Below are 24331 nucleotides of genomic sequence, written 5' to 3'. Positions count from 1 at the left end.
GCCCCCCGCCCCCCCGCGGGCGCCCACCCACTCGGGGGGCGCCCACGGGTTTCGCGGGGGCCCGCCGCTCGTTTCGGCGGGATCAGAGGGCGTTGGCGAACTTCGCGGCCAGCGGACCGGCCACTGCCGAACCGCCTCCACCGCCCTCGACCACCACGGCGAACGCCACGTCGCCCTTGAAACCGATCATCCACGCGTGGCTGGGCAGGTTGCCGTCGTCGTCCGCGTCCGCGGGGGTGCCGTACTCGGCGGTGCCCGTCTTACCGTGCACCTCGCCCTGGAAGGGCAGGCTCTCGGCGGTGCCCTCGGTGACGACCGCGCGCATCATCGTCCGCAGCGCGTCGGCATGGGCGATCGGCCGGGGTTCGGGCATGCCCTCCCGCACGGGGGCGGTCACCAGCACGGGATGGCGCCAGGAACCGTCGGCGACCGCGGCGGGCACGGTGGCCATGTGCAGCGGCGTGGTGAGGATCTGGCCCTGGCCGATGCTCTGCGCACCCAGCAGGACGCTGCCCTCCGGTGCCGGGAACGACGGCTCGAACGTGGGCACGCCGATGTCCAGCGGCGCGTTCATACCGAACTGCTCGGCGCTGGCCCGCAGGGTGTTCGCGTCGAGCCGGTCCACGACCTGCTGCACCAGGGCGGTGTTGCAGGAGGTCGCGAACGCCTCGGTCATCGACTGGGCCCCGTAGGCGGCGCCGCCCGCGTTGGTGAAGGTCCAACCGCCCGGGTCGTACTCCTCGGAGCAGTCCATGGGGGCGTCCACGGTCATGCCGTTGTCCAGCAGGGCGCTGTAGGAGACGACCTTGAACGTCGAACCGGGAGCGTACTGGCCCTCGAAGGCACGGTTCAGCCCACCTGGCACGTTCACCGCCGCCAGGATCTCCCCGGTCGAGGGGCGCAGGGCCACCATCCCGGCGGGATCGCCGGAGCCGATGATGGCGTTGGAGGCCGCGTCCTGCACGGCCATGTCGATGCTGGTGGTGATGTCCTCGCCGTCGGAACCGTCCAGGGTGGCCACCGTGTTCTCCTCGGTGACCTCCAGGGAGGCGGGGTCCTCGGCCGCGGCCGCGTCGGCCGTCACGATGGTCGTGGCGGCCTCACCGGCCAGCCGCTCCTCGTAGGTGCGCTGGAGTCCGCCGACGCCGATGGTGTCGCCGACGCCGTAGGCCGGGCCGAGCCGCTCGACGTCCTCCTCGGTGGCCTCGCCCAGGGAGCCCACGAGCATCTGCAGCGAACCGGAGACGCCGGAGGCGTCGATCCGGGTGCCGTCGGCGGCGAGGATCTGGCCCCGCTCGCCCCACACCGCGGTGCGGGCCAGGACCTGGCCCTCGCCCAGACCGGGGTAGGCGACCTCGGGGGAGAAGTTCACCCACCACTGTCCGTCCTCGCGGATCAGCGGGAGCTCGCCCTCCCAACCCCAGTCACCGGCGTTGGCCAGGCTGACCGTGACCTCGTAGGGGGCGCTGCCGGCGCCTCCCTCGGCGCTCGGCGCGCCGACCTCCACGTCGAGGGACTCGATGCCCAGTCCCGAATCGATCCCGCTGAGCACCGATGCGGCGTCGCCACCGGTGGTGACCGCGGCCAGCCGCTCGTAGTCCTGCGCCTCCCAGGCGGCCTCGTACTCGGCGGTGGCCTCCTCCGGCTGGGGCAGTGTCAGGACGTACCAGGACGCGGCGCCGCCGACGAGCAGCAGGACCACCACGGCGGAGACGATGCCGACGACCAGACCGCGCCGCGACTTGCGCGGCGGCGGGGGAGGGGGGCCGTAGCCCTCGTCCTCGGGGTAGTCGGGGTAGTCGGGGTAGTCGGGACCGTCCGGTCCGCGGGGGGCCGCGCCGCCGCTGTAGAGGTATTCGAAGCCCTCCGAGGGGCGCTGCCCGGACTGGGGCGCGGACGCCGCGAGGTTCTCGGGCACGCTTTCCGGATGGGGCGCGCTGCCCGGATAGGGGGTGGCGCCGTGGTGGACGGGCTCGCTCCGGTAGGGGGCGTCGTCCCACGCCCCGCCATGGCCCGACGGTGCCTCGTGGCCGCCGGGGGAGGGCTCCTGCCAGGATCCGTGAGCGGGCCGGGGGCTGTCGGGGGCCTCGCGGGTGGGGTCGCCCCAGCCGCCGGCGGGTCCCTGAGCCGAGGGGTAGGGGGTGTCCCAGTTCTCGGGGCGGGACGGATCCGGGGCCGGAGGGGGGTCCCACGCGTTGGCGTGACGTCCGTGGGCAGCAGCTTCCGGGGGAGCGCCGAACGCGGGACCGGACGGGGCCATCGGATCCGTCGGTCGCGAGTGCTTGTAACCACCGAGGCCGGTGGTGTCCGTGGGAGGTGCCCCCTGTGACCGTCGGGGGATGCGGTAGGGATTCTCGGGGCGCGGGGCGTACGCCGAGGTCTCATCCGATTCTTCGGGCGGCCCGGAGGAATCCGGCTGCCGGGGGGACCGTTCGTCCACGCCTGACCGTCCTTCGCTGCGTTTGCTGGAGATACCACGATGCCCCACTCCCACCTCGGTGGGAGCGGGGCACGAGGATGAGGGTCGGCATGGCGGTCGCCTCTCGGCGCGGGGCACAACGGGGCTCCTGGCCGTACGGTCACCCACCCGGGGGTGGGGCCGGACGCGGTATTCCGCGAAGGCAATAGTTGAGGCCCGGGGGACACTTGCTACCACACCGACCAACAGTGACTCTAACCCATCGGACAGAGCCGTTGTTCCGTCACCCGGGAATGAGGCGCATGCGCTATCTCACGGTGGAAACGGGGCGGAACGGGGAAGGGGTGGCCGATCCCGCAGAGGGGCGCGGGACCGGCCGGGAAGCTCGCGCGCCGGAGGCTACTCCTGGCGTGCGACGCTGGTCTGTTCCTCACGGGAGAGCAGCTTCAGGCGCTTGCGTCCGCGCTCGGCGCCCAGCTCCTCCTCCCTGGCCTCGATCCGCTGCCAGCCCTCCCAGGTGGTGTAGCGCACCCCGCGCTCCTCCAACAGGGCGCGGAAGGCGACGGCGTCGGGCTCGACGGCCGGGGTGAGGGACTCGCGGTCGGCCACCAGGTTGGTGACCGTCTCCAGGGCGTCACCCTTGGTGTGGCCGATGAGGCCGACGGGACCGCGCTTGATCCAGCCGGTGGCGTACACGCCGTCGATCGGGTTCTCGTCCAGGTCCAGGACCCGGCCCTCGGCGTTGGGGACGACGCCGCGCTCCCCGTCGAAGGGCAGGTCGACCAGGGGCGAGCCCAGGTAGCCGATGGCGCGGTAGACGGCCTGCACCTCGTGGTCGACGTACTCGCCGGTTCCCCTGACGCCGCCGTCGCCGGTCAGCTCCATGCGCTCGGTCCGAAAGCCGGTGACCCGGTCCTCGCCGAGCACGGCCACGGGGCTGTGCAGGAAGTGCAGGTGCAGGCGGCGCTCGTCGCCGCGCTCGTCGCGGATCGCCCAGTTCTGCAGGACCTTGACGTTGGTCTTGACCTGGTTGGACTCCTCGCAGGCCCGCAGGCTGCCCTCGTCCATGTCGAAGTCCTCGGGATAGACGATGACCTCGACGCCGGGCTGCTTGTCCAACTCGCGCAGCTCCATCGGAGTGGCCTTGCACTGGGCGATGCCGCGGCGGGCGAAGACGTGCACGTCGGTGATCTGCTTGGCACGCAGCCCCTCGTACACGTTGTCGGTGATGTCGGTGCTCGTGAGGTCGTCCGCGCTCTTGGCGAGGATGCGCGCCACGTCGACGGCGACGTTGCCCGCGCCGATCACGGCGACGCTGGTGCCCTCGACGTGCCGGGACGGCGGGACGTCGGGGTGGGAGTCGTACCAGGAGACGAAGTCGGCGGCGCCGTGGCTGCCTGGCAGGTCGATGCCCGGGATGTCCAGGGGGCGGTCGCGGTCGCTGCCGGTGGCGAAGATGACCGCGTCGTAGTGGTGGCGCAGGTCCTCCAGCTTGAGGTCCACGCCGTACTCGACGTTGCCGTAGAAGGTGATCTCCGGCTTGTCCAGGATCTTGTGCAGCGCTCCCTGGATCTGCTTGATCCGGGGGTGGTCCGGGGCGACGCCGTAGCGGACCAGCCCGTAGGGGGAGGGCAGCTTGTCGAGGATGTCGATGCTGACGGACGTGCCGCACGCGGACAGGGTCTCGTCCTTGGTGAGCAGGTCCGCGGCGTAAATCCCCGCGGGGCCCGCACCCACGATTCCCACTCGCAGTGGTCGCGTCATCGCACAGCTCCAAGTCTTCGCGCCAGAGTCGGACGCCATCAAAAGGTAAGCCTTGCCTAATCTATCCGGTGTTGGCACCAGGAAAACCTACTATAAAGGTAGAGAATTCCGCCTCGGGTGCCAGGGCCGCCCCGGTGCTTCGGAATCCCTCGGAAGCGGTCGTCCCAGGCGGGGACGGGTCCGGGCCCCTCGCGGCCCTCCCGAAGGAGCCCCCAAACAGGGGTCAACGCCGCGTCACCGGTGCATGAGTTCCGAACGGGCTGTGGGGAAAGTCACCGCGCGAAGGCGGGGATGTCCGGGCTCCACGCCCATGAGGCATCACCGCTGGTCAAGCTCGGCCTTGACCGAGGCGGCGAACCGGGGAACCTGATCCTGGCCGGACAGTTTGGCGATGGCGGCCATGATGGCGTCGGTGGCCTCGCGGCGCGGACGCGCCCTGTGGGCCTGGCCCCGCCACGGCGACAGGTCCACCGGCTCGCCGAAGCGCACACTCACCCGGTTGAGGGAGGGCACCCTCCTGCCGGGCGGCAGGATGCGCTCGGTCCCGGCCAGCGCGACCGGCACCACCGGGGCGCCCGTGGTCAGCGCGAGCCAGGCCAGTCCGGTCTGGCCGCGGTAGAGGCGGCCGTCGGGCGAACGCGTGCCCTCGGGGAAGATCCCGAACACCTCACCGCTCTCCAGCACCCCCAGGCTGTTGTCCATGGCCTCCCGGGCGCTCTGGCCCGGACGCCGGTCCACCGAGAGCTGCCCGATGGCCCGCAGGGCGCGGGCGAACAGGCGCCGGGGCAGGGTCCCCTCGTCGAAGAGCTCCTGCTTGGCGATGAAGCGCACCGGCCGGGGACAGGCCACGCCGACGAAGAGCGGGTCGATCAGCGCCAGGTGGTTGACGGCCAGGATCAGCGGGCCGCGCCGCGGGACGTTGTGCGCGCCCTCCACGCGCTGGGGCCACACCACGCGGGCGGCGGGCGCGATGACGGTCTTGGCGGCTCCGTACAGTGACACTGGTCGGCTCTTCTCGATGAATGGCGGGGGTCCGTGCGGGGGTAGGGACGGTGGAGGACTCCACGCACTGGAGGGCTCCGGTGGTCCGTGCGCCGAGTTTATCGGTGCCCGGCGTGCGGAACGTGGCCGCGGGGCGGGGGAGGACCGACCCGGATCCGTTCCGGGGAACACTGCCGTGGTGCGGGCCACACACGCTAGGCTCATGGTCTAGACCTCTGGTGCAGGTCAGGGGTCGTTCCCGACGCGCTCGTGAAGCGAGGAAGAACAACCATGCCGAAACTGGTCGACGTCAGCCATCAGATCACCGACGGGATGACCACCTCCCCGGGCCTGCCGGAACCGGCCGTCGAGGAGAGCACCGCGGCCTCCGGCGCCGCCCCCGGCCACGAAGCCAGCACCGGGCGTGTGACGATGGTCGGTGCCACCGGCACCTACGTGGAGATGCCCGCCCACCGCTACCGGGACGGCGCCGACCTCGCCGACCTGGACCTGACCCGCGTGGCCGACCTGCCCGGAGCGGTCGTCACCGCCACCTCCTCCGCCCCGATCGGCCCGGAGGCCTTCTCCGGCCTCGACGTGCGCGGGCGCGCCGTGCTGGTGCGCACCGGCTGGGACCGGCACTGGCGGACCGAGGCCTACGGGCGTCCCGACCACCCGTACCTGACCGAGGCGGCCGCCAAGGCGCTCGTCGACGGCGGCGCCACCCTGGTGGGCATCGACTCGGTCGGTGTGGACGACACCTCCTCCGCCGCCGAGGGCGCCCGTCCCGCGCTGGCCGTCCTGCTGGCCGCCGGGATCCCCGTGGTCTCGCACCTGTGCCTGCTCGACCAACTGCCGGAGGAAGGCTTCGCCTTCTTCGCGGTGCCCGCCAAGGTCCGCGGGATGGCCGCCTTCCCCGTGCGGGCCTTCGCCCTCACGGACTGATCGGAGCTCGCCCAGGGGAGGGTCAGAGGTCGGCGTCCACGTCCTTCTGGGCCCGGCGCCGCTCGCGCTGGGCCCGGCGCTCGGCCTCCTGACGGGCCGCGCGCTCGTCCTGGGCGACCGCGCTGGTCATCGCGTTGGACAGCGCACGCAGTTCCATGTTGAGCCGCGGGTAGGCGGGCAGCCGGGGCACGGCGCCCATGCGCGGGGTGCGCCTCTCCTCCATCGAGGAGATCAGCTCCCGGAAGGCCAGGTCCACCCGCTGCAGGGTGATGATGCCCGCCGCCTCGGGCTTGTCCCGCGCCAGCGCCGCCAGCGCCAGGTAACCGGTGCGCTGGGTGGCCACCACCACCGGCCACAGCGGCAGGGTGGAGGCCGCGCGCGGCACGTCCCCGATCGCGCTGTCGTAGACCCCGCGCAGGTTGACCAGGGCGGCCCGCATGTCCCGGCGCAGCCGGTAGCGGCGCTCCGGGCCGATCTCCACGTCCTGGTCCAGGACCGCCGTGGTGCACTCGCGCGCGATCCTCAGCACGCTCGTGATGGCCTGGGGCAGACGGGTCGCCGACGTCCTGCGCCACAGCACCAGGGCGCCCAGCAGGCCGAAGGCCGAGCCCACCACGGTGTCGATGACGCGGGATCCCGCCAGGTCGGTGACGGGGTCGGGAGCGGCGGTGCCGGCCAGCAGCAGCGCCATCGGCGTCACCAGGACCGAGGCGTAGAAGAAGTTGCGGCCCACCACCAGCTGGGTGAGGCCCTGGAAGGTCCCGGCGAGCACGATGACCAGGAGTAGCGGCGGGTGCGTCGCGATCAGCGCGGCACCGACGAACACGCCCACCAGGGTGCCCAGAGACCGCTGCAGGGAGCGGTTCATGGTCAGCACCACGTTGCCCCCCTGGAGGACGGCGGTCGTGGTGATCCCCACCCAGTAGTAGTGGTCCAGTCCCATGAGCAGGCTGAACGCGCCCGCCGCGGTCACCGTGATCCACATGCGCAGCGCGGTGGGGCGTACCAGCGAGTCCGGGCCCAGGCTGGAGCGCAGCGAGTCCCACAGCGCCGGATAGCGCTCGTCGTGCAGGACGTCCGCCTGCTCGTCGTCCTCGTGGGAGGCGCGGCGCGCGGACTGGGCGGCCCGGGCCAGCAGGCCGTAGAGCCTGGCCTCCAGGGAGCGGGGACGCAGGCCCCGGCGCAGATCGTCCAGCTCCTCGGGGTCGGGGGCGAGGGCCGGATCGGCCACGGCCCTTGCCATGCGCTCGGCGAAGTCGGCCGCCTTCTCCGGCAACGGCTTGGGGCGTGCCATGCACACCTGGGTGGTGGCCAGGTGTATGTCGGAGACCCAGCGCAGCAGGGAGCGCAGCCGGGCCGCCTCCGGGGTGGTGCGGTAGCCGCGTGTCTGTGCCAGCAGGACGATCCGCCAGGCCTCGGCCACCGCCACCGAGGCCTCGTGCTGGGCGTGGTCCAGGTCGGAGGTGCCCACGGAGCGCAGCAGGGAGGCGAGCTGGCGGTAGGCCCCGGCCACGGCGCGGTACTCGGGGTGGCGGGCGCGCACGGGCGCGCCGGACATCGACACCGACCAGCCGATGGCCGCGCCGAAGGCGGCCACCACGGCGTGGAGGGGGACGTCGGCCAGTCCGCCGGGGGCGATGGTGGAGATCGCGCCGACCAGCACGAAGAACAGGGGGCCGGGTTTGTCCACCCGCCAGGCGGCGCACACCCAGGTGGCGATCCCGGCGGTCAGCCCGATGGAGATCACCGGGGCCCAGGGGGCCAGGGCCGCGGCGAGGGAGCCGAAGGCGACGCTGGCCACGAAGCCCAGGCCGACCAGGGCCAGGGCGGCCGAGCGGTAGGCGTAGGGCGTCTTCTTCTCGTACAGGACCGTCATGGAGCCCAGGGCGGCCAGCGTGCCGACCTCGGGGCCGAACAGCCACGCCGCCAGGGCGAAGGAGAGCGACATGGACAGGGCGGCCTTGACCGCGGTGGTCCACGCCCAGGCCCCGGGCTGCAGGCCGAACAGCGCCTTGAGGTTGACCCTGGGACGGGGGCGCTCGCCCACCTCGACGCGTTCGTGTCCTTCGCCGGGGGAACCATCCAGGTCCATCGGCCCGGTGTCTCCAGTGGTTCCCAGATCTCGCACGATTTCCATCCTAGACCGGGACGAACCGGTACTTAGGTGACTTGCTGGACACGAGGAAGGAAGTGTGTCACGCCTCCGTGGCGGTCCTGTCCCCCACCCCGGCGTCTTCGGTGCTCTCGGCCGGTTCGACGCGGGCCCGCGCCGCCGCTTCCACCTCCTCCGCGCGCCGCTCGGCGCGCTCGGCGCGTTCCACGGCCCGGTCGCGCGCCTCCTCGGCCAGGGCCAGGCGGGCCGCGGCGGCCTCCCGGGACTCGGCCAGGGTGGTCTCGGCGTTCCGGCGCTGGGTGTCGAGCTCCCCGGTCAGGCGCTCGCGCTCGACGTGCAGACGTTCGAGTTCGGCGGTGAGGCGCTCGCGCTCGGCGGCGGAGGCGGCCCGGTCCGACTCCAGGCGCTCGCGGGACCGCTCCAGCTCGGTGTCCAGGCGCTCGCGCTCGGCGGCCAGGGTCCGGGCGGACTGGCGGGCCTGCTCCTCGGCGCGCTCGGCCCGGGCACGGGCGCTCTCGGCGGCCAGGACGGCCTCGTCGCGCCGGCGGACGTGCTCGGCCGTCTCGGCGCGCAGGCCCTCGGCCTCGGCCCGGGCGTGCCGCAGGCGCCGGGCGGCCTCGTCGCGCTCGTGCTCCAACTCCTCGCGGGCCCTGGCGGCCTGCTCGGCGATCCGGCGCTCGGCGGAGGCCAGACCGGCGTTGGCCTCGGCCACGGCGGCGTCGCGCTCGGTCCGCGCCTCCTGGGCCAGTGCGTGCTGGCGGTCGTGTTCGGCCCGGGCGGTGTCCCGGGCGGCCAGGGCCTCCTCGGCCATGCGCTCGGCCTCCTGGGTGGCGGCCACGGCCGAGGCGGCTGCCTCCTCGGCCGCGCGCAGGGCGCGTTCGGCCTCGCGGCGACGGTTCTCGGCCTCCAACCGGGCGCTGTCGGCCTCGGCGGCGTGCTGGGCCCCGGCCAGACGTGCCGCCTCCACCTGTGCCTCGGCCGAGGCCGGGTCGGTCATGGTGGAGAACGCCTCGGTGGCGGCCTGGAGGGTGGCGGCCAGCTGCTCGCTCTGGACCGCGAAACGGGTCAGCAGGTCGTCGGCGCGCAGCCGCGCTGCGGTGACCGGTTCCGCGCCGGGGACGGGGGTGGGCGCGGTCGCGTCCTCCTGGGCGGCCCGGGTCTGCTCCTCCTGGCGCTCGGCCTCCTGGGCCTGGCGCTGGCGTTCCTTCCAGGCCCGCCACCGGGTGTGTTCGGGCAGGTCGCAGTACTGGGGCGGGCGACCGGGGGAGGAGATGCGGGGCACCGGCCGGTCGCAGCCGGGGAAGTTGCAGGTGTTGGAGTCGGAGGAGGCCACGGGGGTGAGCGTAGCGGTTCGCCCGCCCCCGGCGCGGGGGTGTGTCGCCTCCTCGGCCGTGGCGGAGCGGGAAAGGCGCCACGGGGGCGCCGGGAGGGCGCGGTCGCAGGCGGGCCCGTACGTGCCGCGCCCCCGTACCTGACAGGAGAAGGTACGGGGGCGCGGCACGTGCCGGGACAGTACGCCTAGTCGTGGGCGCCGAAGCCGTCCACGCGGCAGACCATGGTGGTCACGAAGGGCCGGAAGCCCTCCTGCTCCAGGAAGCGGATGTCCTCGGAGGCCGTGGCCAGCGCGGAGAACTCGATCTCGCGCACTCCCATGGCGGCGAGCTGGTGGCGCACCTCGTCCAGCAGCTTGGAGCCCACACCGGTCCCGACGTACTCGGGGTCGATGGCGAAGGTCTGCACGACCGCGACGCGCTCACCGCGGTCCCAGCTGCCCTGGGCGTTGTCGCGGACGGTCACCATCGCGTATCCGGCCAGGTCGTCACCGCTCTCGGCGAGGATGGCCATGGTGTCGGGGTCGGTGAGCCAGGAGGCGTACTGGGCCCGGCGGCGCCTCCAGGACTCCTCCAGGCTCACGGGGCCGATGATGTCCGCAAGGTGCGGAGCGGTCACCGTGTGCTGCTGGTGGAGGGCGCCCCACAGGTCCGCGAGCTCCTCCAGTTCGTGTGCGCCCAGGTAGCGGAAGCGGAGGATGCCCACGTCGGAAGGCCGCGGTTTGGTCATGAGCGAATTTTGCATGTTTTTCTCCCCCGTTTCACCAGCATTGGGTGCTGGTCCCCTCCGGGTTCCTCGATGGAGGGGCCCGTGGTCGAGCTGTGGAACCGACTGTACGTGTCGGCATCAACCCGGACGCGCGCGACACAGGGAGAAGAGGTGCGTGAGATGCCCTTGGGGAAAGAAGAACGCTTTTTTCTTTTTGGGGTGCCGGCTGGCCGGGGCCTGTGCGGACAGCGGACGGTGTGTACGGAATCACGCTCCAAAACGGTGCAACGCAAGCGAAACCGCCCAGAAACCCGTTCGTACGTGCCCTAGGTTGGACGACATGATCGATGTTCGGCGGCTCCAGCTTCTCCAGGCTCTCGACCACCACCACACGGTGGCCGCGACCGCGGAGGCGCTCAACGTCACCCCGTCGGCGGTCTCCCAGCAGCTCTCCGCCCTGGCCAGGGAGGCGGGGGTCCCGCTCGTCGAACGCAACGGCCGCCGCTTCCTGCTCACCGGCGCCGCGCGGGTCCTGCTCAAGCGCGCGCACGTCATCTTCGCGGAGATGGAACGGGCCACGGCCGACCTCGCCGAGTACGCCGAGGGCGACCGCGGTGTCATCCGGGTCGGCTCCTTCTCCACGGGGATCAGCGACCTCGTAGCCCCGGCCCTGGCGCGCCTGCGCACCAGCCACCCCGGCTGGTCCTTCGAGGTCGTCCAGGCCGAGCCGGAACAGAGCGCCGAGATGGTGCGCTCGGGCCGCCTGGACGTGGCCCTGACCATGTCCACCGGGCACCTGCCCGCCAGCGGCGACCCCGACTTCCGCGCCGATCCGGTGATGGTCGAGCTGTTCGACGCGATCCTGCCCTACCAGCACCCGCTGTCCACCCGCACCAGCCTCCACCTGGCCGAGGACCTCGCCGACCAGGACTGGATCCTGTCCGCGCCCGGCACGGCCTGGCACGAGTGCGTGTCCGGCGCGGCCCACCGGGCGGGCTTCCAGCCGCGCGTGGCGCACACCGTCGACGACTTCAGCGCCGTGTTCGCCCTGGTGCAGGCCGGCCTGGGCATCGCCCTGATGCCGCGCCTGGCCTGGACCGGCCTGAACACGACGCGGATCGTGGTGCGCGGGGTGCGCGAGAGCGCCCGGCGGCACATCATCGCCCTCTCCCGCGCCGGCGCCACCCCCGAGCCCCTGCTCACCGCCGTCCGCGAGGCCGCGAGCAAGGTCCCGGTCCCGTCCGTGGGCCCCTTCGCCATCGCCGGTTAGCACCGGCCACCCGCTCCGGACCCGGCTCTTCCCGGGCCCGTCCGGCTGGACGCCGGACCCCTGGAATGACTCGGGCGGGGCCGTCACCGACGGCTCGGCGCTGCCCGCACGGACCCTCGCCGCATACGGGCTGACCGCCGGCATCAGGATGTCCGCGGTCGCCGTAGTCCCCGGAGGAGCAGTTCGACCAGTCGGCGGGGGTCATAACGGGGATCGCCGTCACCTCCGACGCAGAGGTTGCCGACACCGCGCATCAGTTCGTAGGCGCGCGTGCCGGGCCTGACCTCGCCGGCGTCGACCGCGGCGTCGAGCAACTGCTCGCAGACGGGCACCAGGCGGTCGATGAAGTAGGTGTGCAGCGCCTCGAAGCCGTCGTTGTCCGACTGCAGCGCGGTGGCGAGTCCGTGCTTCGTGACCAGGAAGTCGACGAAGAGGCCGACCCACTGACGAAGTGCCGCGAACGGAGAGTCGGCGCTGGCCAGCAGAGCCGGACCGGCCTCGGCGCAGGCCTCGACCTGGTGGCGGTAGACGGCGACGACGAGATCCGCCCGAGTCGGGAAGTGGCGGTAGATCGTCCCCATCCCGACGCCGGCCCTGGCCGCGATCTCACGGACCGGCGCGTCGACGCCGGAGGTGACGAACACATCGGCGGCGGCGGCGAGCAGCTTCCGCTGGTTGCGCTGCGCGTCGGCCCGCCTGCTTCGGGCGGGCATCTCCCCGGACTCGCCTGTAGTGGGCACCACGCTCTCCTCCCGGACGGCTGTTGACAAAGCGGAGCAGTGCTCCGTATGTTAAGAGGAACGGCGCTCCGCTTGTCAGTCTAGCTGAGGCGGGGCGCTCCCGACCGCCTCACCCGTCGCCGGCCGCGTGGGACCGACGCCAGAGGCCACCGAAGGGAAACACGCGTCATGAGTGAACCGACCGACACGGCCGACGTCTTCGGCCCGCCCGCCCCCGTCCTCTCGGTCAGTCCGGTGGTGCTGTCGGCTCCCGGCCGGGCCGTGGACCTGGAGGTGCGGGTCTCCGCGCCCGTGACCGGGAACGAGCTGCCGATCATCCTCCTCTCGCACGGCCAGGGCCACTCGAACCACCTCTCCTCGCTGAACGGCTACGCCCCGCTCGTCGACTACTGGGCGGCGCACGGCTTCGTCGTGATCCAGCCCACCCATCTGAGCTCGAACTCGCTGGACCTGGACTCCGACGCCCCCGACGCGCCGATGCACTGGCGGTCGCGGGCCGAGGACATGACGCGCGTCCTCGACCAGCTCGACGAGATCGAGGCCGCCGTTCCACAGCTCCTCGGGCGCCTGGACCGAAGCAGGGTCGCCGTGGCCGGGCATTCGATGGGCGGGCACACCGCGAGCCTGCTGCTGGGAGCCCGGCTCACCGATCCGCACGACGGAACGGAGGTGAACCTGGCCGAGCCCCGGATCAGGGCGGGCGTACTGCTGGCCACGGTCGGCGGAGGCGGTGACGCCCTCACCGAGTTCGTGGCCGAGAACTACTCCTTCCTCCTGAGCACGGACTTCTCCGAGATGGCGACGCCCGCGCTCGTGGTCGCCGGCGACAGGGACGCCTCTGCCCACCTGACGGTCCAGGGCCCGGGGTGGCACGCCGATCCGTACTTCCTCTCCCCGGGCTCCAAGTCCCTGCTCACCCTGTTCGGCGCGGAGCACGGGCTCGGCGGGATCTCCGGATACGACGCCGCCGAGACCACGGACGAGAGCCCCGAGCGGGTGTCCGCGGTCCGGCGACTCACCTGGGCCTACCTCCGCACCGAGCTCTACCCCGGGGACTCCGCTTGGCGGGCGGCGCGTGACGAGCTGACGGCCGGCCCCGACCCGCTCGGACGAGCCGAGTCCAAGTAAGCCGACGAGGCGCCGTCCACGCGGCGGGCCGACGGACACGGGATCGGGCGCGGGCGGCCCTCGGCCAGCGCGGCCCCGCCCGCCTCGGGTCCTCCCGCCCCTAGGAGGGCTCGGGCAGCGGCGGCACGTCGTCCAGCACGCTCTGGGCGGATTGGTGCAGGTACCGGGCCACCACCCGGATCGGCTTCCACGCCCAGCCGCCGGTGCGGCCCGCCAGGTACACCCGCCGGACCCCGCCGAGCTCGCCCAGGGGCGCGTGCGCGACTCCGCGCCGGGTCACCGCCGAGAGCCGGGGCACCACCCCCACGCCCACACCGTCGCCGGCCAACTCCTCGAACAGGTCCAGGTTGTCGATGCGGTGCACGATCCGCGGGGTGAACCCGGCCTCGGCGCACATGCGCTGTACGAGCGCCTCCTCGTCACCCCGGTAGGGGCTGGCCATCCACGCGGCACCGGCCAGATCACGCAGTCGGCGCCGGGTCAGGGTGCGGCTGTCGGCGCCCTCGGAGGGCTGGACGAGCAGCAGGTCCTCGCTGCCGATCGGACGCACCGTCAGCGTCCCCGGGAAAACCCGGGGGAGGAGACTGTACTGGTACACCAGCCCCAGATCCGCCTCTCCGTCCTGGAGGAGGTCCAGCGCCTGCTCGGACTCGTGCTCGGTCAGGTGGACCTGGATCCCCGGGTGGTCGCGCCGCAGACGGCGCAGCGCGGGCAGCACCAGGGGCGCCGACGTGGTGTACATCACCAGGTCGACGCGGCCGACCGGCTCGCCCTCGCCCTCGAACTCCGCCCGCGCCGTCTCCACCCGGGCCAGGATGTCCACCGCGTGCTCGGCCAGCCGCCGTCCGGCCGGGGTGAGGCGCACCCGCCGCCCGTCGGGCGCGAGCAGGGGGACGTCGGCCTCCCGCTCCAGGACGGCGAAGTGCTTGGAGATCGCCGAGGTGCTCATCCCCGTGACCTCGGACACGGCCGCCATGGTGCCCAGGCGCTCCAGTTCGACGAGTAGACGCAACCGGGTGAAATCCATCCGCCAAAACTACACGGTCTATCAACCAACAGTCCGTGGACAGAAACAAACCGGAGAGATCCAATGGTCGGGTGATCCGCTTTCCTGCTCCCTCGCCCCGCCGTGTCCGCTTCCTGGTGCCGGCGCCCCTCATGCTGCTCATCGGCATGTTCACCCTGCATGCGGGCAGCGCCCTGGCCGTCACCGCCTTCGCCCAGGCCAGCCCCGCCACCGTCACCTGGCTTCGGCTGAGCTGGGCCGCGATCCTGCTGCTGGCCCTGGGCGGTCGCTCCCTGTGGCGGTCCGTGCGCGCGGCAACGTGGCGTGAACTGGGTGCCGTGGTGATCCTGGGCACAGCGAGTGCGGGGATGATGCTGTTCTACTCCGAGGCGACGGCACGGATCGAACTCGGTACCGCCACCTCCATCGAGTTCCTCGGCACCCTCGTGGTGGCCGTGGCCGCCATGCGCCGCCGCTGGGAACTCGTGTGGGTCCTCGCCGCCGTGGCGGGCGTGCTCTGCCTGACCCGCCCCTGGCAGAGCGAACTCGACCTGGTCGGGATCGCCTTCGCCCTGGCCGGGGCGATCTGCGTGGTGGGCTACATCGTGCTGACCCAGAGGGTGGGCGCCGGCTTCGGCGCCGTGCACGGCCTGGCCCTGACCATGACCGTCGGAGCCCTGGTCAGCGCGCCGCTGGGCGCCCCCGCCATGATCGCGGCCCCCGATCCGGACCTGATCCTGTTCACCCTGCTCATCGCGCTGCTCTTCCCGATGGTGCCCTTCCTGCTGGAGATGGTGGCCCTGCAGCGGATGAGCCGCACCGCCTACGGCACCTTCTCCAGCCTGGAACCGGCGGTCGCCCTGGTGATGGGCCTGGTCGTCATCGGCCAGACGCCCGTCGCGGTGCAGGTCGCGGGTATGGCCCTGGTGGTGATCGCGGGTGTGGGAGCGTCCCGGGGCGACCGCGTGCGCCGGTCCGCCGTGCCCGGACGCGACCGTGTGCGCGACGGGGCGGCCGAACCCTCCGGGACCGGGTCGCCGGGGGAGCGCCCCGCGGGGAGGGCGGCCCCGGAACCCGTGCCGGAGACGGCCGGGGCCGTGGTGGGCCGGGCGGCCTGAGACGGGGTCACCCGTCGCCGGGGGGTCGGACCGCCTCACCCGAAGCGATGTCGCGCAGGGCCCGGACGTGCTGTTCGAAGGCCGTCCGGCCCTCCTCGCTCAGTGACAGGGAGGTGCGGGTGCGCCGTCCCACCGCGACCTTGTGGACACGCACGTAGCCCGCGTTCTCCAGGACCGTGACCTGCTTGGACAGGGCGGAGTCGGTGACCTCCACGGTGTCGCGCACGAAGCGGAACTCCGCGCGGTCCACGGCGGCCAGCGCCGCGACGACGGAGAAGCGCACGGGGGAGTGGATCACGTCGTCCAGCATGCCGCGGGGATGGTTCATGCGGCGCTCCTGTTCCTGCGTACCGCCAGCCACCCCGCCACCATCGGGGGGACGGTGCCCAGGGCGGCCCCGGAGACCCACCACGCCGGGTCCTCGGGAAAGAACGCGTAGCCGACGAAGAGGGTGACGCCGTAGACCGCGCCCCAGCCGAGCATCGCCAGCCCGTGCAGCCACCCGTATCCGCGCGGCTGTACGGGCTGGCGCAGCGCGAAGGTGATCAGGCACGTCAGGAGCACCAGGTACACCGCCATGGCCGTGAAGATCGTGGTCGTGGTCGGGAACAGGCCGATCGTCACGGTCAGGGTGAAGGTCGCGGCCGAGAACAGCACCGCGAACAGCATGTACCAGCGGCCCCGGTCGTGTGCCCGTCTGCCCACGGTCTCGGCCCGCTCCAGCGCGTCCAGCGCCTCGTCCCTGCGCATAACACTCTCCGTTCTCTCAACTTGTTGCTAGTGTCGCACTCACTTTCCGAATTGGCAAGTGATTTCCTCTTGGGGGCACCGGATCGGGGCGCGTCCCCGACTCCCGCTCCACGGGCGACATCCATCACCCCTGACACCCCTCCTCAGCGGTACGGCGGACGTCCCGCATGCACTAGCTTGGTGCGAATCATGGCCGCCAAATCTGATCTCGAACTCCTGCGTGCCTACGAGCCCGTGCTCATGTGCACCAAGGGAGAACTCTTCTTCCCCACCGACGTGGACGCCTACGTACGCAACTGCAGCCTGTGGATCGACGAGCCCGGCGGGAGCGAGAGCCTTCTCGTCCCGGCGGGGGAACTCACCCTCGACCGCCTCTCCCAGGCCGAGGAGGAATGGCCCGAGCGCCACAAACACCTGCGCTTCGTCCAGGAGGAGACCCTGCGCGAGGAGGCGCGCCGCTACAGGGGCGTGGCCCGCTCCGTCATCCCCAAGAGCGGCCGCCTGGCCGCCGTCGGCGTCCTGGGCCGGGTCCTGGACATCCTGATGAAGCTCTCCCTGCTCATCCGCGGCGCGGTCCCCGGTGGTGTCACCTTCGCGGCGGTGACCCGCTACCGGGAACGCGTCGACAACGGCGGCGCCACCTACTACGGCCGGGTCACCCGCGCGGGCGGCTACACCATCCTCCAGTACTGGTTCTTCTACGCGATGAACGACTGGCGGACCATCTACGGCGGCGTCAACGACCACGAGGCCGACTGGGAGCGCGTCACCGTCTACCTCGTGGAGGACCCCGACGGCACCACCAGCCCCATGTGGGTGGGCGCCTCCTCACACGAGTACAACGGCGACGACCTGCGCCGCAGCTGGAGGGACCCCGACCTGAACCGGGACGGGAACCACCCCGTCGTCTACGTCGGCGCGGGCTCCCACTCCCACCAGATGCTGCCCGGCGACTACCTCATCCAGGTCGACCCCGCCTTCCTGCGCGGTCCCATCCGCGCCTGGAGGCGGATCACCAACCGGATCCTCCGCGCCGACAGCGCCCTCAACCGGCACGGCATCGGCGTCCCCTTCGTCGACTACGCGCGCGGCGACGGCATCCGGCTGGGCCCCGACGGCGACCGCGAGTGGGCCGCCGTCCTCATCGACGACGAGACCCCCTGGCTCAGGGGTTTCCGCGGCCTGTGGGGACGCGACACCGGAGACTTCTTCGAGGGCGAGCGCGCGCCCAGCGGACCCCGCTACGAGCGCGACGGCACCATCCGCCGCTCCTGGGCCGACCCGCTGTCCTGGGCGGGCCTGCAGAAGGTCGCGCCCACCGAGACCGCCGCCCGCGCCGAGCTGCGCTCCCACGTGCGGTCCCTGGAGGAGCGCCTGAGCGCCCTGGACGCCGACGTCCTCGACCGCCGCGACCGCCTGCGCCAGCTCGACTCGGCCCGCATGGTCCTCGGCCGCGAGTCCCACACCCAGCCGCGCGCCCGCGAATACGCCGAGCGCATCGCCGCCCTGGAACTGGAACTGGCCGAGGTCTACGAGACCCGCGTGCTGGTCGCCGACGAGCGCGACTCCCACCTGCGGGCCCTGGACAGCGACACGCCCCTGGTGCCCTCGCCCACCGGGCACCTCAAGGCGCCCCACCTGCCCTACTCCTCGGGACAGCAGCGCTCCACCCGCTTCCTGCACCTGTGGGTGGCCCTGAGCACCCCCCTCCTGCTGATCTCGCTCGCCCTGCCGCTGTTCCTCCTGGACGCGCAGTACACCCTCTACGCGATGCTCGGCGTCGTCGTGGCCTTCGCCGCCGTCGACTCCGTCGCCCGCCGCAAGTTCGTCCAGTACCTCGTCGGGCTGGCGGTCATCGCGGTGGTGGTCGGGCTCGTCGTGGGGGTCGTGGTCGCGTTCGCCGTCAACTGGCGCATCGCCATCACCGTGCCCATCGCCGTCATCGTGGTGCTGCTGCTCGTGGTGAACATCCGCGAACTGCTGCGCCGCTGACCCGCCCGTCCCGCGCGGGCACCGGCCGCCCGCGCGGGGCAGGCTGATCCGGCGGCGCCCCGCCGGCCGCCCCTCGCTCCCCGCGCCCGGCGTCCGGGCCGCCGCCGATGGCACGATGGATGCCATGGACGACGCGATCTTCGGAAGTCCCCCCGTGGAGGTGGCGCCCGGCGCCGTGCACCTGCCCGGATGGCTGACCGCCGCCGCCCAGGCCGACCTGGTCCGGCGCTGCCGCGACTGGGCGCGCGGACCCGCCGGGATGCGCCGGCACACCATGCCGCGCGGCGGGATGATGAGCGTCCGGATGGTCGGTCTCGGATGGCACTGGCAGCCCTACTCCTACGCGCGGACCCTGCCCGACGGCACACCCGTCCGGCCCTTCCCCGCCCTCCTCGGCGACCTGGCCGCCCGCGCCGTGACGGACGCCTACGGCGCCCCGCCCCCGAACGGGTCCGATCCCCACGACGTCGCCCTGGTCAACTTCTACGACGCCGACGCGCGCATGGGCATGCACCAGGACCGCGACGAACTCTCCCGCGAACCCGTGGTCTCCCTCAGCCTCGGCGACACCTGCGTGTTCCGCTTCGGCAACACCGAGACCCGCACCCGTCCCCACACCGACGTCGAACTGCGCAGCGGCGACCTGTTCGTCTTCGGCGGCCCCTCCCGCATGGCCTACCACGGTGTCCCCCGTACCCGGCCCGGCACCGCGCCGCCCGAACTGGGCCTGGACGGACGGCTCAACATCACCATCCGCGCCTCCGGACTACGCGACTGATCCACTCCTCCCGGTGCTGGCGTGTCGGCGAGCGTCCGCACGTCCGCCGCACCAGGATCGGCGTAACCGCCGGCCACGTAGGAGGGCAGTGCGCATGACCGACCCCTCGCCCGAACGCATCATGGACCTGGGCCGCCGACGGGCCGCGCTGCCCGACCGGACCTCACCCGGCCCGGCCCGTGCCGTCCTCTACCGCGACGGACACCGCGAGCGCGAGACCGACACCGTCGCCGGGGCCCACCGCGCCATGGACCGGGAAAGCGGCCTCATGGCATGGATCAGCATGGCCAGGCCCGACCGGGACCAGCTCACCGAGGTCGCCCGACTCTTCGGCCTGCCCGGACTCGCCCTGGAGGACGCCATCGTCGCCCACCAGCGCCCCAAGGCCGAGGTCTACCAGGGCGTGCTCTTCCTCGTACTGCGCCCGGCCCGCTACGACACCGCGCGCGAGTCCGTCGAGGTCGACGAGATCCACCTCTTCGCAGGACACGACTTCGTGGTCACCATCGGCCACGCCGACCACGTGGACTTCGAGACCGTCCGCGACTTCCTGGAGGCCGAGCCCCGTGTCCTCGCCAACGGCGCCCTGGCGGTGGTCCACGCCGTCCTGGACCTGGTCGTGGACGGCTACGCCCCCGTGGTCTCCGAACTCCAGGACGACGTCGACGAGGTGGAGACCCAGGTCTTCAGCGGCGACTCCCGGGCGTCGCGACGTACCTACCGCCTCGCCCGCGAGGTCATCCTCCTCTCGCGCGCCGTCGAGCCGCTGGGCGCGGTCCTGGACGCGCTGATGGATCCGCTGTCCCGGCGCCCGGACCATCCCCGGGACCAGCCGGACCAGTACACGGTCACCTCCGTCACGCCGGATCCGCTCGCCTCTCCGCAGGGGCGACAGGGCATCGCCGCCGCCCTCCCCTTCCACATCCCCGCCGGGAGGCGCGGCGAGATGCACCACCGCCTACGCGACGTCGCCGACCACGTCGCAGCCGTACGCGAGCGCGTCGACGGTTTCCGCCAACTGCTGCAGAACATCATGTCGGTCAACAGCGCCCTCATCGACCAGGCGCAGAACGAGGCCATGAAGAAGGTCTCCTCCTGGGGCGGCATCCTGGTCGTGCCCACCCTCATCTCCTCCGTGTACGGGATGAACATCGACCCCCAGCCCGGTTTCCACTGGGTGTTCAGCTGGCCGCTGACCCTGGTTCTCATGGCGCTGTCGAGCCTGAGCCTCTACGTTGTGTTCCGTCGTAACGGTTGGCTCTGACGGGAGTGGCGATGACGGGGAACGGATCCGCCGAGCGCGAGGTCCTGCGGCTCATGACCGGGCCGTGGGTCGCCCGGGCGGTGGCCACCGCGGTCGAACTGGGGGTGCTCGACCGTATCGCCGAGGACGCCGACGACGACGCCGCCACCGACAGCGCGGCCCTCGCCACGGGACTGGACCTGCACCCCGACCGGCTGGACCGCTTGCTGCGCCTGCTCGCGGCCGTCGGGGTCCTGCGCCGCGACGAGGGGCGCTACCGGCCCACCGGGGTCGGGGCCACCCTGCGCCGCGGCCACCCCTCGGGGATGGCCGACCTCGTCCTGCTCTACGACAGCTACATGTTCACCTCCGCGTGGACGCGCCTGGCCGACACCGTGCGCACCGGGGAACCCGCGTTCGACACCGCCCACGGCACCGACGCGTTCACCCACCTGGAGAGCCATCCCGAGGACGCCGCGCTCTACACGGCCGGGATGGCCGCGGGCGGACGGTTCTCCACCGCGATCCCCGACGTCCACGACTTCACCGGCGCCCGCGTGGTCGTCGACCTCGGGGGAGGGGACGGGGAACTCCTCGCCACCGTCCTGGCCAGCGCGCCGTCGGCACGCGGCGTGCTGGTGGAGCGCCCGCCCGCGCTGGCCGCCGCCCGCGCCCGCCTGGGCGCGTTCGTCGACGCGGGGCGGTGCGAGCTGGTGGAGGGCGACTTCCTCCGGGGGGTGCCCTCCGGAGCCGACGTCTACCTGCTCAGCCGGGTCCTGCACAACTGGTCCGACGAGGACGCCCGCGCGGTGCTGCGCCACTGCCGTGAGGCGTTGGTCCCCGGCGGACTGGTGCTGATCGCCGAGCGCGTCCTGCCCGACGACGGCCCGTCCTGGCTCTCGGCGGCCCTGGACGCGCACATGATGGTGATGACCACCGGCGCCGAACGCACCGAGCGCGAGTACGAGGCGCTGCTGCGCTCGGCCGGACTCACCACCCACCGGGTCCTCGACCTCCTACTGGAGATGCGGCTGCTCGTGGCCGGGCCCGTGGCCTCCTGAGCCGTCCTCAGGCGCTGGGCGCGGGCGGCCGATCCCTCCGGTCCTGCGGATAGCCGGTCCAGGCGCTCATGGGCCCCTTCCCCGCGTGCACCGGGCGGGAGTGGTGCGGCGCGCCGCGGAGCGCGGTGGCCAGAAGGGGTTCCGGGTTCCGGATCCCGCGTTTTCCGGGGGCGCGGCACGTGACGGGACCGGGTGCGGGGGCGGCGAACCAGGCGCTTCGGGTTCCGCTGCGTTTCTGCTCCGCTACCAGAGGTGCATTGGTGTCGGAGGCCACATCCCCTACACTTGGGAGCGCTCCCAGAAAGGAATCCCATGGACGAGCCCACACTGCCAGCCAGCCTCCTCTTCGGTACCGCCACCGCCGCCTATCAGGTGGAGGGAGGCGTGCACGAAGGCGGCCGGGGCCCCTCCATCTGGGACACCTACTGCCGTACTCCGGGGCGCGTCGCCCGGGGCGAGACGGGGGACGTGGCCTGCGACCACTACCACCGCTACGGCGAGGACGTCGCCCTGCTCGCCGACCTGGGCGTGGACCTGTACCGCTTCTCCGTGGCATGGCCGCGCGTCCAGCCCACCGGCAGGGGCCGCCCCAACGAGGAGGGGCTCGCCTTCTACGACCGGCTCGTGGACACCATTCTCGGCGCCGGGATCGAACCCGTCCTCACCCTCTACCACTGGGACCTGCCCCAGGCGCTGGAGGACGAGGGCGGCTGGCGGGTCCGCGACACCGCCTACCGCTTCGCCGAGTACTCCAGCATCGTCGCCGACCGCCTCGGCGACCGGGTCAACCGGTGGATCACCCTCAACGAGCCCTTCTGCTCCGCCTTCGTCGGCCATGCCGTGGGCCGCCACGCACCCGGCACCCGGGAGGGCACGCCCGCGCTGGCCGCCGCACACCACCTGCTGCTGGCCCACGGCATGGCCACCGGCGAACTGCGCGCGGCCGGGGCCGGGGAGGTCGGCATCACCCTCAACCCGGACCACCTGCTGCCCGCCACCGAGTCCGAGGCCGACCGCGCCGCCGTGGAGCGGGCCCGCACGCTGCACAACCGCGTGTGGTTCGACCCCATCTTCACCGGCGCCTACCCCGACAACGAGGGCGAGGTCTGGGGCGGGATGGCCGACGGCTCCTACCGCGCCGAGGGCGACCTGGAGATCATCGGGCAGCCCCTGGACTTCCTGGGCGTCAACTACTACCGGCCCATCATGCTGCGCGACGCCCCCCACACCGAGGCGGACCCGGCCCTGCGCACCGCGGTGGACATCCGCACCGAGAAGGTGGACATCGAGGGAGTCCGGCACACGACCATGGGTTGGCCGGTCATCCCCGGTACCTTCGCCGACCTGCTCATCGACCTGAACCGGCGCTACCCGAACCTGCCGCCCATCCTCATCACCGAGAACGGTTCGGCCGAGGACGACCGGCCCGACGAGAGCGGCCGGGTCCGCGACACCGAACGCGTCGAGTACCTGCGCGACCACATGGACGCGCTGGCGCGGGCCATCGAGGCGGGGGTGGACGTGCGCGGCTACTTCGTGTGGTCGCTGCTGGACAACTTCGAGTGGGCGTTCGGCTACGACCGCCGCTTCGGCCTGGTCCGCGTCGACTACGAACTCCTGGAGCGCCACCCCAAGGACAGCTACCACTGGTACCGCGACTTCCTGACCTCGCACCGAGCGCGCAGGGTCAACGAGCTCGCCGCCCGCTGGGAGGAGTAGCCCCGCGCGCCGGGGCCGAGTGGCTGAGGCGCGGTCAGGCGTGCTGGCGGGCCACGTTGCCGAACACGCCCACGACCGCGCCGAACGCGAACATCGACGCCTCGTCCTCGTCCATGTGCACGATCCCGGCGGGAACGCGGATCCGGTAGGGCTTGGTCTCGTCCGGAAGGATCTCCATGCCGTCGATGATCCCCTGCCCCTCCAGCATCAGAAGGGCCTCCTCGACCCTTCCGGTCCGATCGCCGCGAGACCATATCGACATACGTCAAACCCTAACTACGGCCGGGGCCGAGACAAGGGCACCCGAAAACGGCACCACGGGGGCAGAGCGGTCCACTGTTTCCCGGGCTGGCGGGCCAGCCCTGTCGCGTTCCGGAAGGTGTGCTCCGGCGCGCGGAGAGTGATCCGGTCGGCTTCTCGAACATGAGGGACCGGGATCGCGGGGCGGGCGCCCGGCCTGGTTGCCAGGTGCCTCCTCTCCCTCGTCCACTTACTCTCTCAGAGAGCGTATCGGCGTGTCCGGCAGGCGTCCCGCGTTCCGCGCAACCCGTCCTCGGCGGCGAGGCCGCGGAAAGCCTGGGCATCAGCACGGAACACCACACCACAGGGAAGGCGGGCGCGGTCGGTCTGGCCGGAACCGGCCACCGCGGCCGCCCTCCGCGGGGGAGCGTGCGTCCGTGCCCGGTACGCGGGACCACTCGTACGGCCCCTGCCAAGGGTCCGCGCCAGGGGTCCGGCACCGGCTGTGGCCGCTACCGGCCCTGCCGCGCGGAACGTCCCCGCGGCAGCCCGACGACCAGCGCGGACGCTTTCCCGGTTCGCCGTTCGGACACGGGGAACACGGAAACAGGTGGGTCCCGGGTTGCCAGTGGGGTTGTCCTGGTGCGAGCGTCGTTGGATCCTGACGGCGCCTACCGGACCGGCGGGCTGGAGGCGAACGCGCGGACGATCGGAGGTCGGCACCCCCGTTTCCCGGAACCCCCGTGGTGGCCGCGGAAGGGGTCCAGAGCCCTCCCCGGACGTCCCCGCGCTCAGACCAGTCGCGCCAATGAGCCCCGACCATCCCCTGCGAACCCGACCGGACCAAGGCCGACCGGGCCGCGGGCACACCTGCCGTGCCAGGCGGCCCGGGTCGGCCCTAGGTGTACTGACCATGGAGGTTGGTAACACCCACCCCGGCTGACACAAGCGAAGAGGGCCTTCGGTATCGGTGTGGATTGCGACATCTACCCGACGCACCAGAAGGCCCTCGATGCCCCACACT

At 72.4% G+C, this 24331-nt stretch carries 20 protein-coding genes; 9 read left to right on the top strand and 11 right to left on the bottom strand.

Annotation, left to right across the window (positions count from 1 at the left end; translation table 11 throughout):
• Positions 1 to 82: 82 nt before the first annotated feature.
• The 3 genes from FYX01_RS04175 to FYX01_RS04165 all read right to left on the bottom strand — a co-directional run bounded on the left by FYX01_RS04175 (position 83) and on the right by FYX01_RS04165 (position 5185).
• Positions 83 to 2260, bottom strand: coding sequence for a penicillin-binding transpeptidase domain-containing protein (locus FYX01_RS04175; protein ID WP_449406779.1), 2178 nt, complete (start codon positions 2258 to 2260; stop codon positions 83 to 85).
• Between the two features lie 558 nt (positions 2261 to 2818).
• Positions 2819 to 4165: an FAD-dependent oxidoreductase gene (locus FYX01_RS04170; RefSeq protein ID WP_150237800.1), complete on the bottom strand. Its 1347-nt coding sequence runs from the start codon at positions 4163 to 4165 to the stop codon at positions 2819 to 2821.
• 336 nt (positions 4166 to 4501) lie between these two features.
• A complete protein-coding gene (locus tag FYX01_RS04165; protein ID WP_150237724.1) occupies positions 4502 to 5185 on the bottom strand; it encodes a lysophospholipid acyltransferase family protein in 684 nt (227 codons plus the stop codon).
• 270 nt (positions 5186 to 5455) lie between these two features.
• On the opposite strand from FYX01_RS04165, the gene FYX01_RS04160 reads away from it, so the two are divergent.
• Positions 5456 to 6109: a cyclase family protein gene (locus tag FYX01_RS04160; RefSeq protein WP_150237723.1), complete on the top strand. Its 654-nt coding sequence runs from the start codon at positions 5456 to 5458 to the stop codon at positions 6107 to 6109.
• 22 nt (positions 6110 to 6131) lie between these two features.
• Here the strand turns inward: FYX01_RS04160 and FYX01_RS04155 are convergent, their stop codons facing one another.
• The 3 genes from FYX01_RS04155 to FYX01_RS04145 form a co-directional block, all read right to left on the bottom strand.
• Positions 6132 to 8201 (bottom strand): FUSC family protein, encoded by a 2070-nt coding sequence (locus FYX01_RS04155; RefSeq protein WP_190394172.1) that lies wholly within the window; start codon positions 8199 to 8201, stop codon positions 6132 to 6134.
• 103 nt (positions 8202 to 8304) lie between these two features.
• Positions 8305 to 9555, bottom strand: a complete 1251-nt coding sequence (locus FYX01_RS04150; RefSeq protein WP_150237718.1) for a coiled-coil domain-containing protein — start codon at positions 9553 to 9555, stop codon at positions 8305 to 8307.
• A 185-nt stretch (positions 9556 to 9740) separates the two neighbouring features.
• Positions 9741 to 10283, bottom strand: a complete 543-nt coding sequence (locus FYX01_RS04145; protein ID WP_150237716.1) for a GNAT family N-acetyltransferase — start codon at positions 10281 to 10283, stop codon at positions 9741 to 9743.
• Positions 10284 to 10602: 319 nt separating this feature from the next.
• Between FYX01_RS04145 and FYX01_RS04140 the strand changes: the two genes are divergently transcribed.
• Positions 10603 to 11532, top strand: coding sequence for a LysR family transcriptional regulator (locus tag FYX01_RS04140; protein WP_150237715.1), 930 nt, complete (start codon positions 10603 to 10605; stop codon positions 11530 to 11532).
• Positions 11533 to 11675: 143 nt separating this feature from the next.
• On the opposite strand, the gene FYX01_RS04135 is transcribed toward FYX01_RS04140, so the two are convergent.
• Entirely contained in the window at positions 11676 to 12272 is a 597-nt protein-coding gene (locus tag FYX01_RS04135) for a TetR/AcrR family transcriptional regulator (RefSeq protein ID WP_150237713.1), read from the bottom strand.
• 168 nt (positions 12273 to 12440) lie between these two features.
• Here FYX01_RS04135 and FYX01_RS04130 point away from each other — a divergent pair, with 168 nt between their 5' ends.
• A complete protein-coding gene (locus FYX01_RS04130) occupies positions 12441 to 13400 on the top strand; it encodes an alpha/beta hydrolase family protein (RefSeq protein ID WP_150237711.1) in 960 nt (319 codons plus the stop codon).
• Between the two features lie 100 nt (positions 13401 to 13500).
• On the opposite strand, the gene FYX01_RS04125 is transcribed toward FYX01_RS04130, so the two are convergent.
• Positions 13501 to 14427, bottom strand: a complete 927-nt coding sequence (locus FYX01_RS04125) for a LysR family transcriptional regulator (protein ID WP_150237709.1) — start codon at positions 14425 to 14427, stop codon at positions 13501 to 13503.
• 71 nt (positions 14428 to 14498) lie between these two features.
• On the opposite strand from FYX01_RS04125, the gene FYX01_RS04120 reads away from it, so the two are divergent.
• On the top strand, positions 14499 to 15524 hold the full coding sequence (locus FYX01_RS04120; RefSeq protein WP_150237707.1) for an EamA family transporter: 1026 nt from the start codon (positions 14499 to 14501) through the stop codon (positions 15522 to 15524).
• Positions 15525 to 15531: 7 nt separating this feature from the next.
• Here FYX01_RS04120 and FYX01_RS04115 read toward each other — a convergent pair whose 3' ends face one another.
• Together FYX01_RS04115 and FYX01_RS04110 are read right to left on the bottom strand one after the other, a co-directional pair.
• A complete protein-coding gene (locus FYX01_RS04115; RefSeq protein ID WP_150237705.1) occupies positions 15532 to 15852 on the bottom strand; it encodes a winged helix-turn-helix domain-containing protein in 321 nt (106 codons plus the stop codon).
• A complete protein-coding gene (locus tag FYX01_RS04110) occupies positions 15849 to 16274 on the bottom strand; it encodes a hypothetical protein (RefSeq protein WP_150237703.1) in 426 nt (141 codons plus the stop codon). The genes FYX01_RS04115 and FYX01_RS04110 overlap by 4 nt, the downstream gene beginning before the upstream one ends.
• Positions 16275 to 16463: 189 nt before the next feature.
• On the opposite strand from FYX01_RS04110, the gene FYX01_RS04105 reads away from it, so the two are divergent.
• From FYX01_RS04105 to FYX01_RS04085, 5 genes are all read left to right on the top strand, one after another.
• Positions 16464 to 18266, top strand: coding sequence for a hypothetical protein (locus tag FYX01_RS04105; protein WP_150237701.1), 1803 nt, complete (start codon positions 16464 to 16466; stop codon positions 18264 to 18266).
• A 124-nt stretch (positions 18267 to 18390) separates the two neighbouring features.
• Positions 18391 to 19044 (top strand): alpha-ketoglutarate-dependent dioxygenase AlkB family protein, encoded by a 654-nt coding sequence (locus FYX01_RS04100; RefSeq protein WP_150237699.1) that lies wholly within the window; start codon positions 18391 to 18393, stop codon positions 19042 to 19044.
• 94 nt (positions 19045 to 19138) lie between these two features.
• Positions 19139 to 20308: a magnesium and cobalt transport protein CorA gene (locus FYX01_RS04095; RefSeq protein WP_150237697.1), complete on the top strand. Its 1170-nt coding sequence runs from the start codon at positions 19139 to 19141 to the stop codon at positions 20306 to 20308.
• 11 nt (positions 20309 to 20319) lie between these two features.
• Positions 20320 to 21348 (top strand): methyltransferase, encoded by a 1029-nt coding sequence (locus FYX01_RS04090; protein WP_150237695.1) that lies wholly within the window; start codon positions 20320 to 20322, stop codon positions 21346 to 21348.
• Positions 21349 to 21660: 312 nt separating this feature from the next.
• Positions 21661 to 23067 carry a GH1 family beta-glucosidase gene (locus FYX01_RS04085; RefSeq protein WP_150237692.1) on the top strand — a complete coding sequence of 469 codons (1407 nt, stop codon included), beginning with the start codon at positions 21661 to 21663 and terminating at the stop codon, positions 23065 to 23067.
• A gap of 34 nt (positions 23068 to 23101) precedes the next feature.
• On the opposite strand, the gene FYX01_RS04080 is transcribed toward FYX01_RS04085, so the two are convergent.
• The gene (locus FYX01_RS04080) at positions 23102 to 23329 is read right to left on the bottom strand and encodes a hypothetical protein (RefSeq protein WP_150237690.1); all 228 of its coding nucleotides are present in this window, start codon (positions 23327 to 23329) and stop codon (positions 23102 to 23104) included.
• Positions 23330 to 24331 lie beyond the last annotated feature (1002 nt).

This window comes from Nocardiopsis quinghaiensis, assembly GCF_008638365.1.
GTDB classification, from domain to species: Bacteria; Actinomycetota; Actinomycetes; order Streptosporangiales; family Streptosporangiaceae; genus Nocardiopsis; species Nocardiopsis quinghaiensis.
Note: the sequence above shows the minus strand (reverse complement) of the source record. Positions and strands in the feature narration are given on the sequence as shown.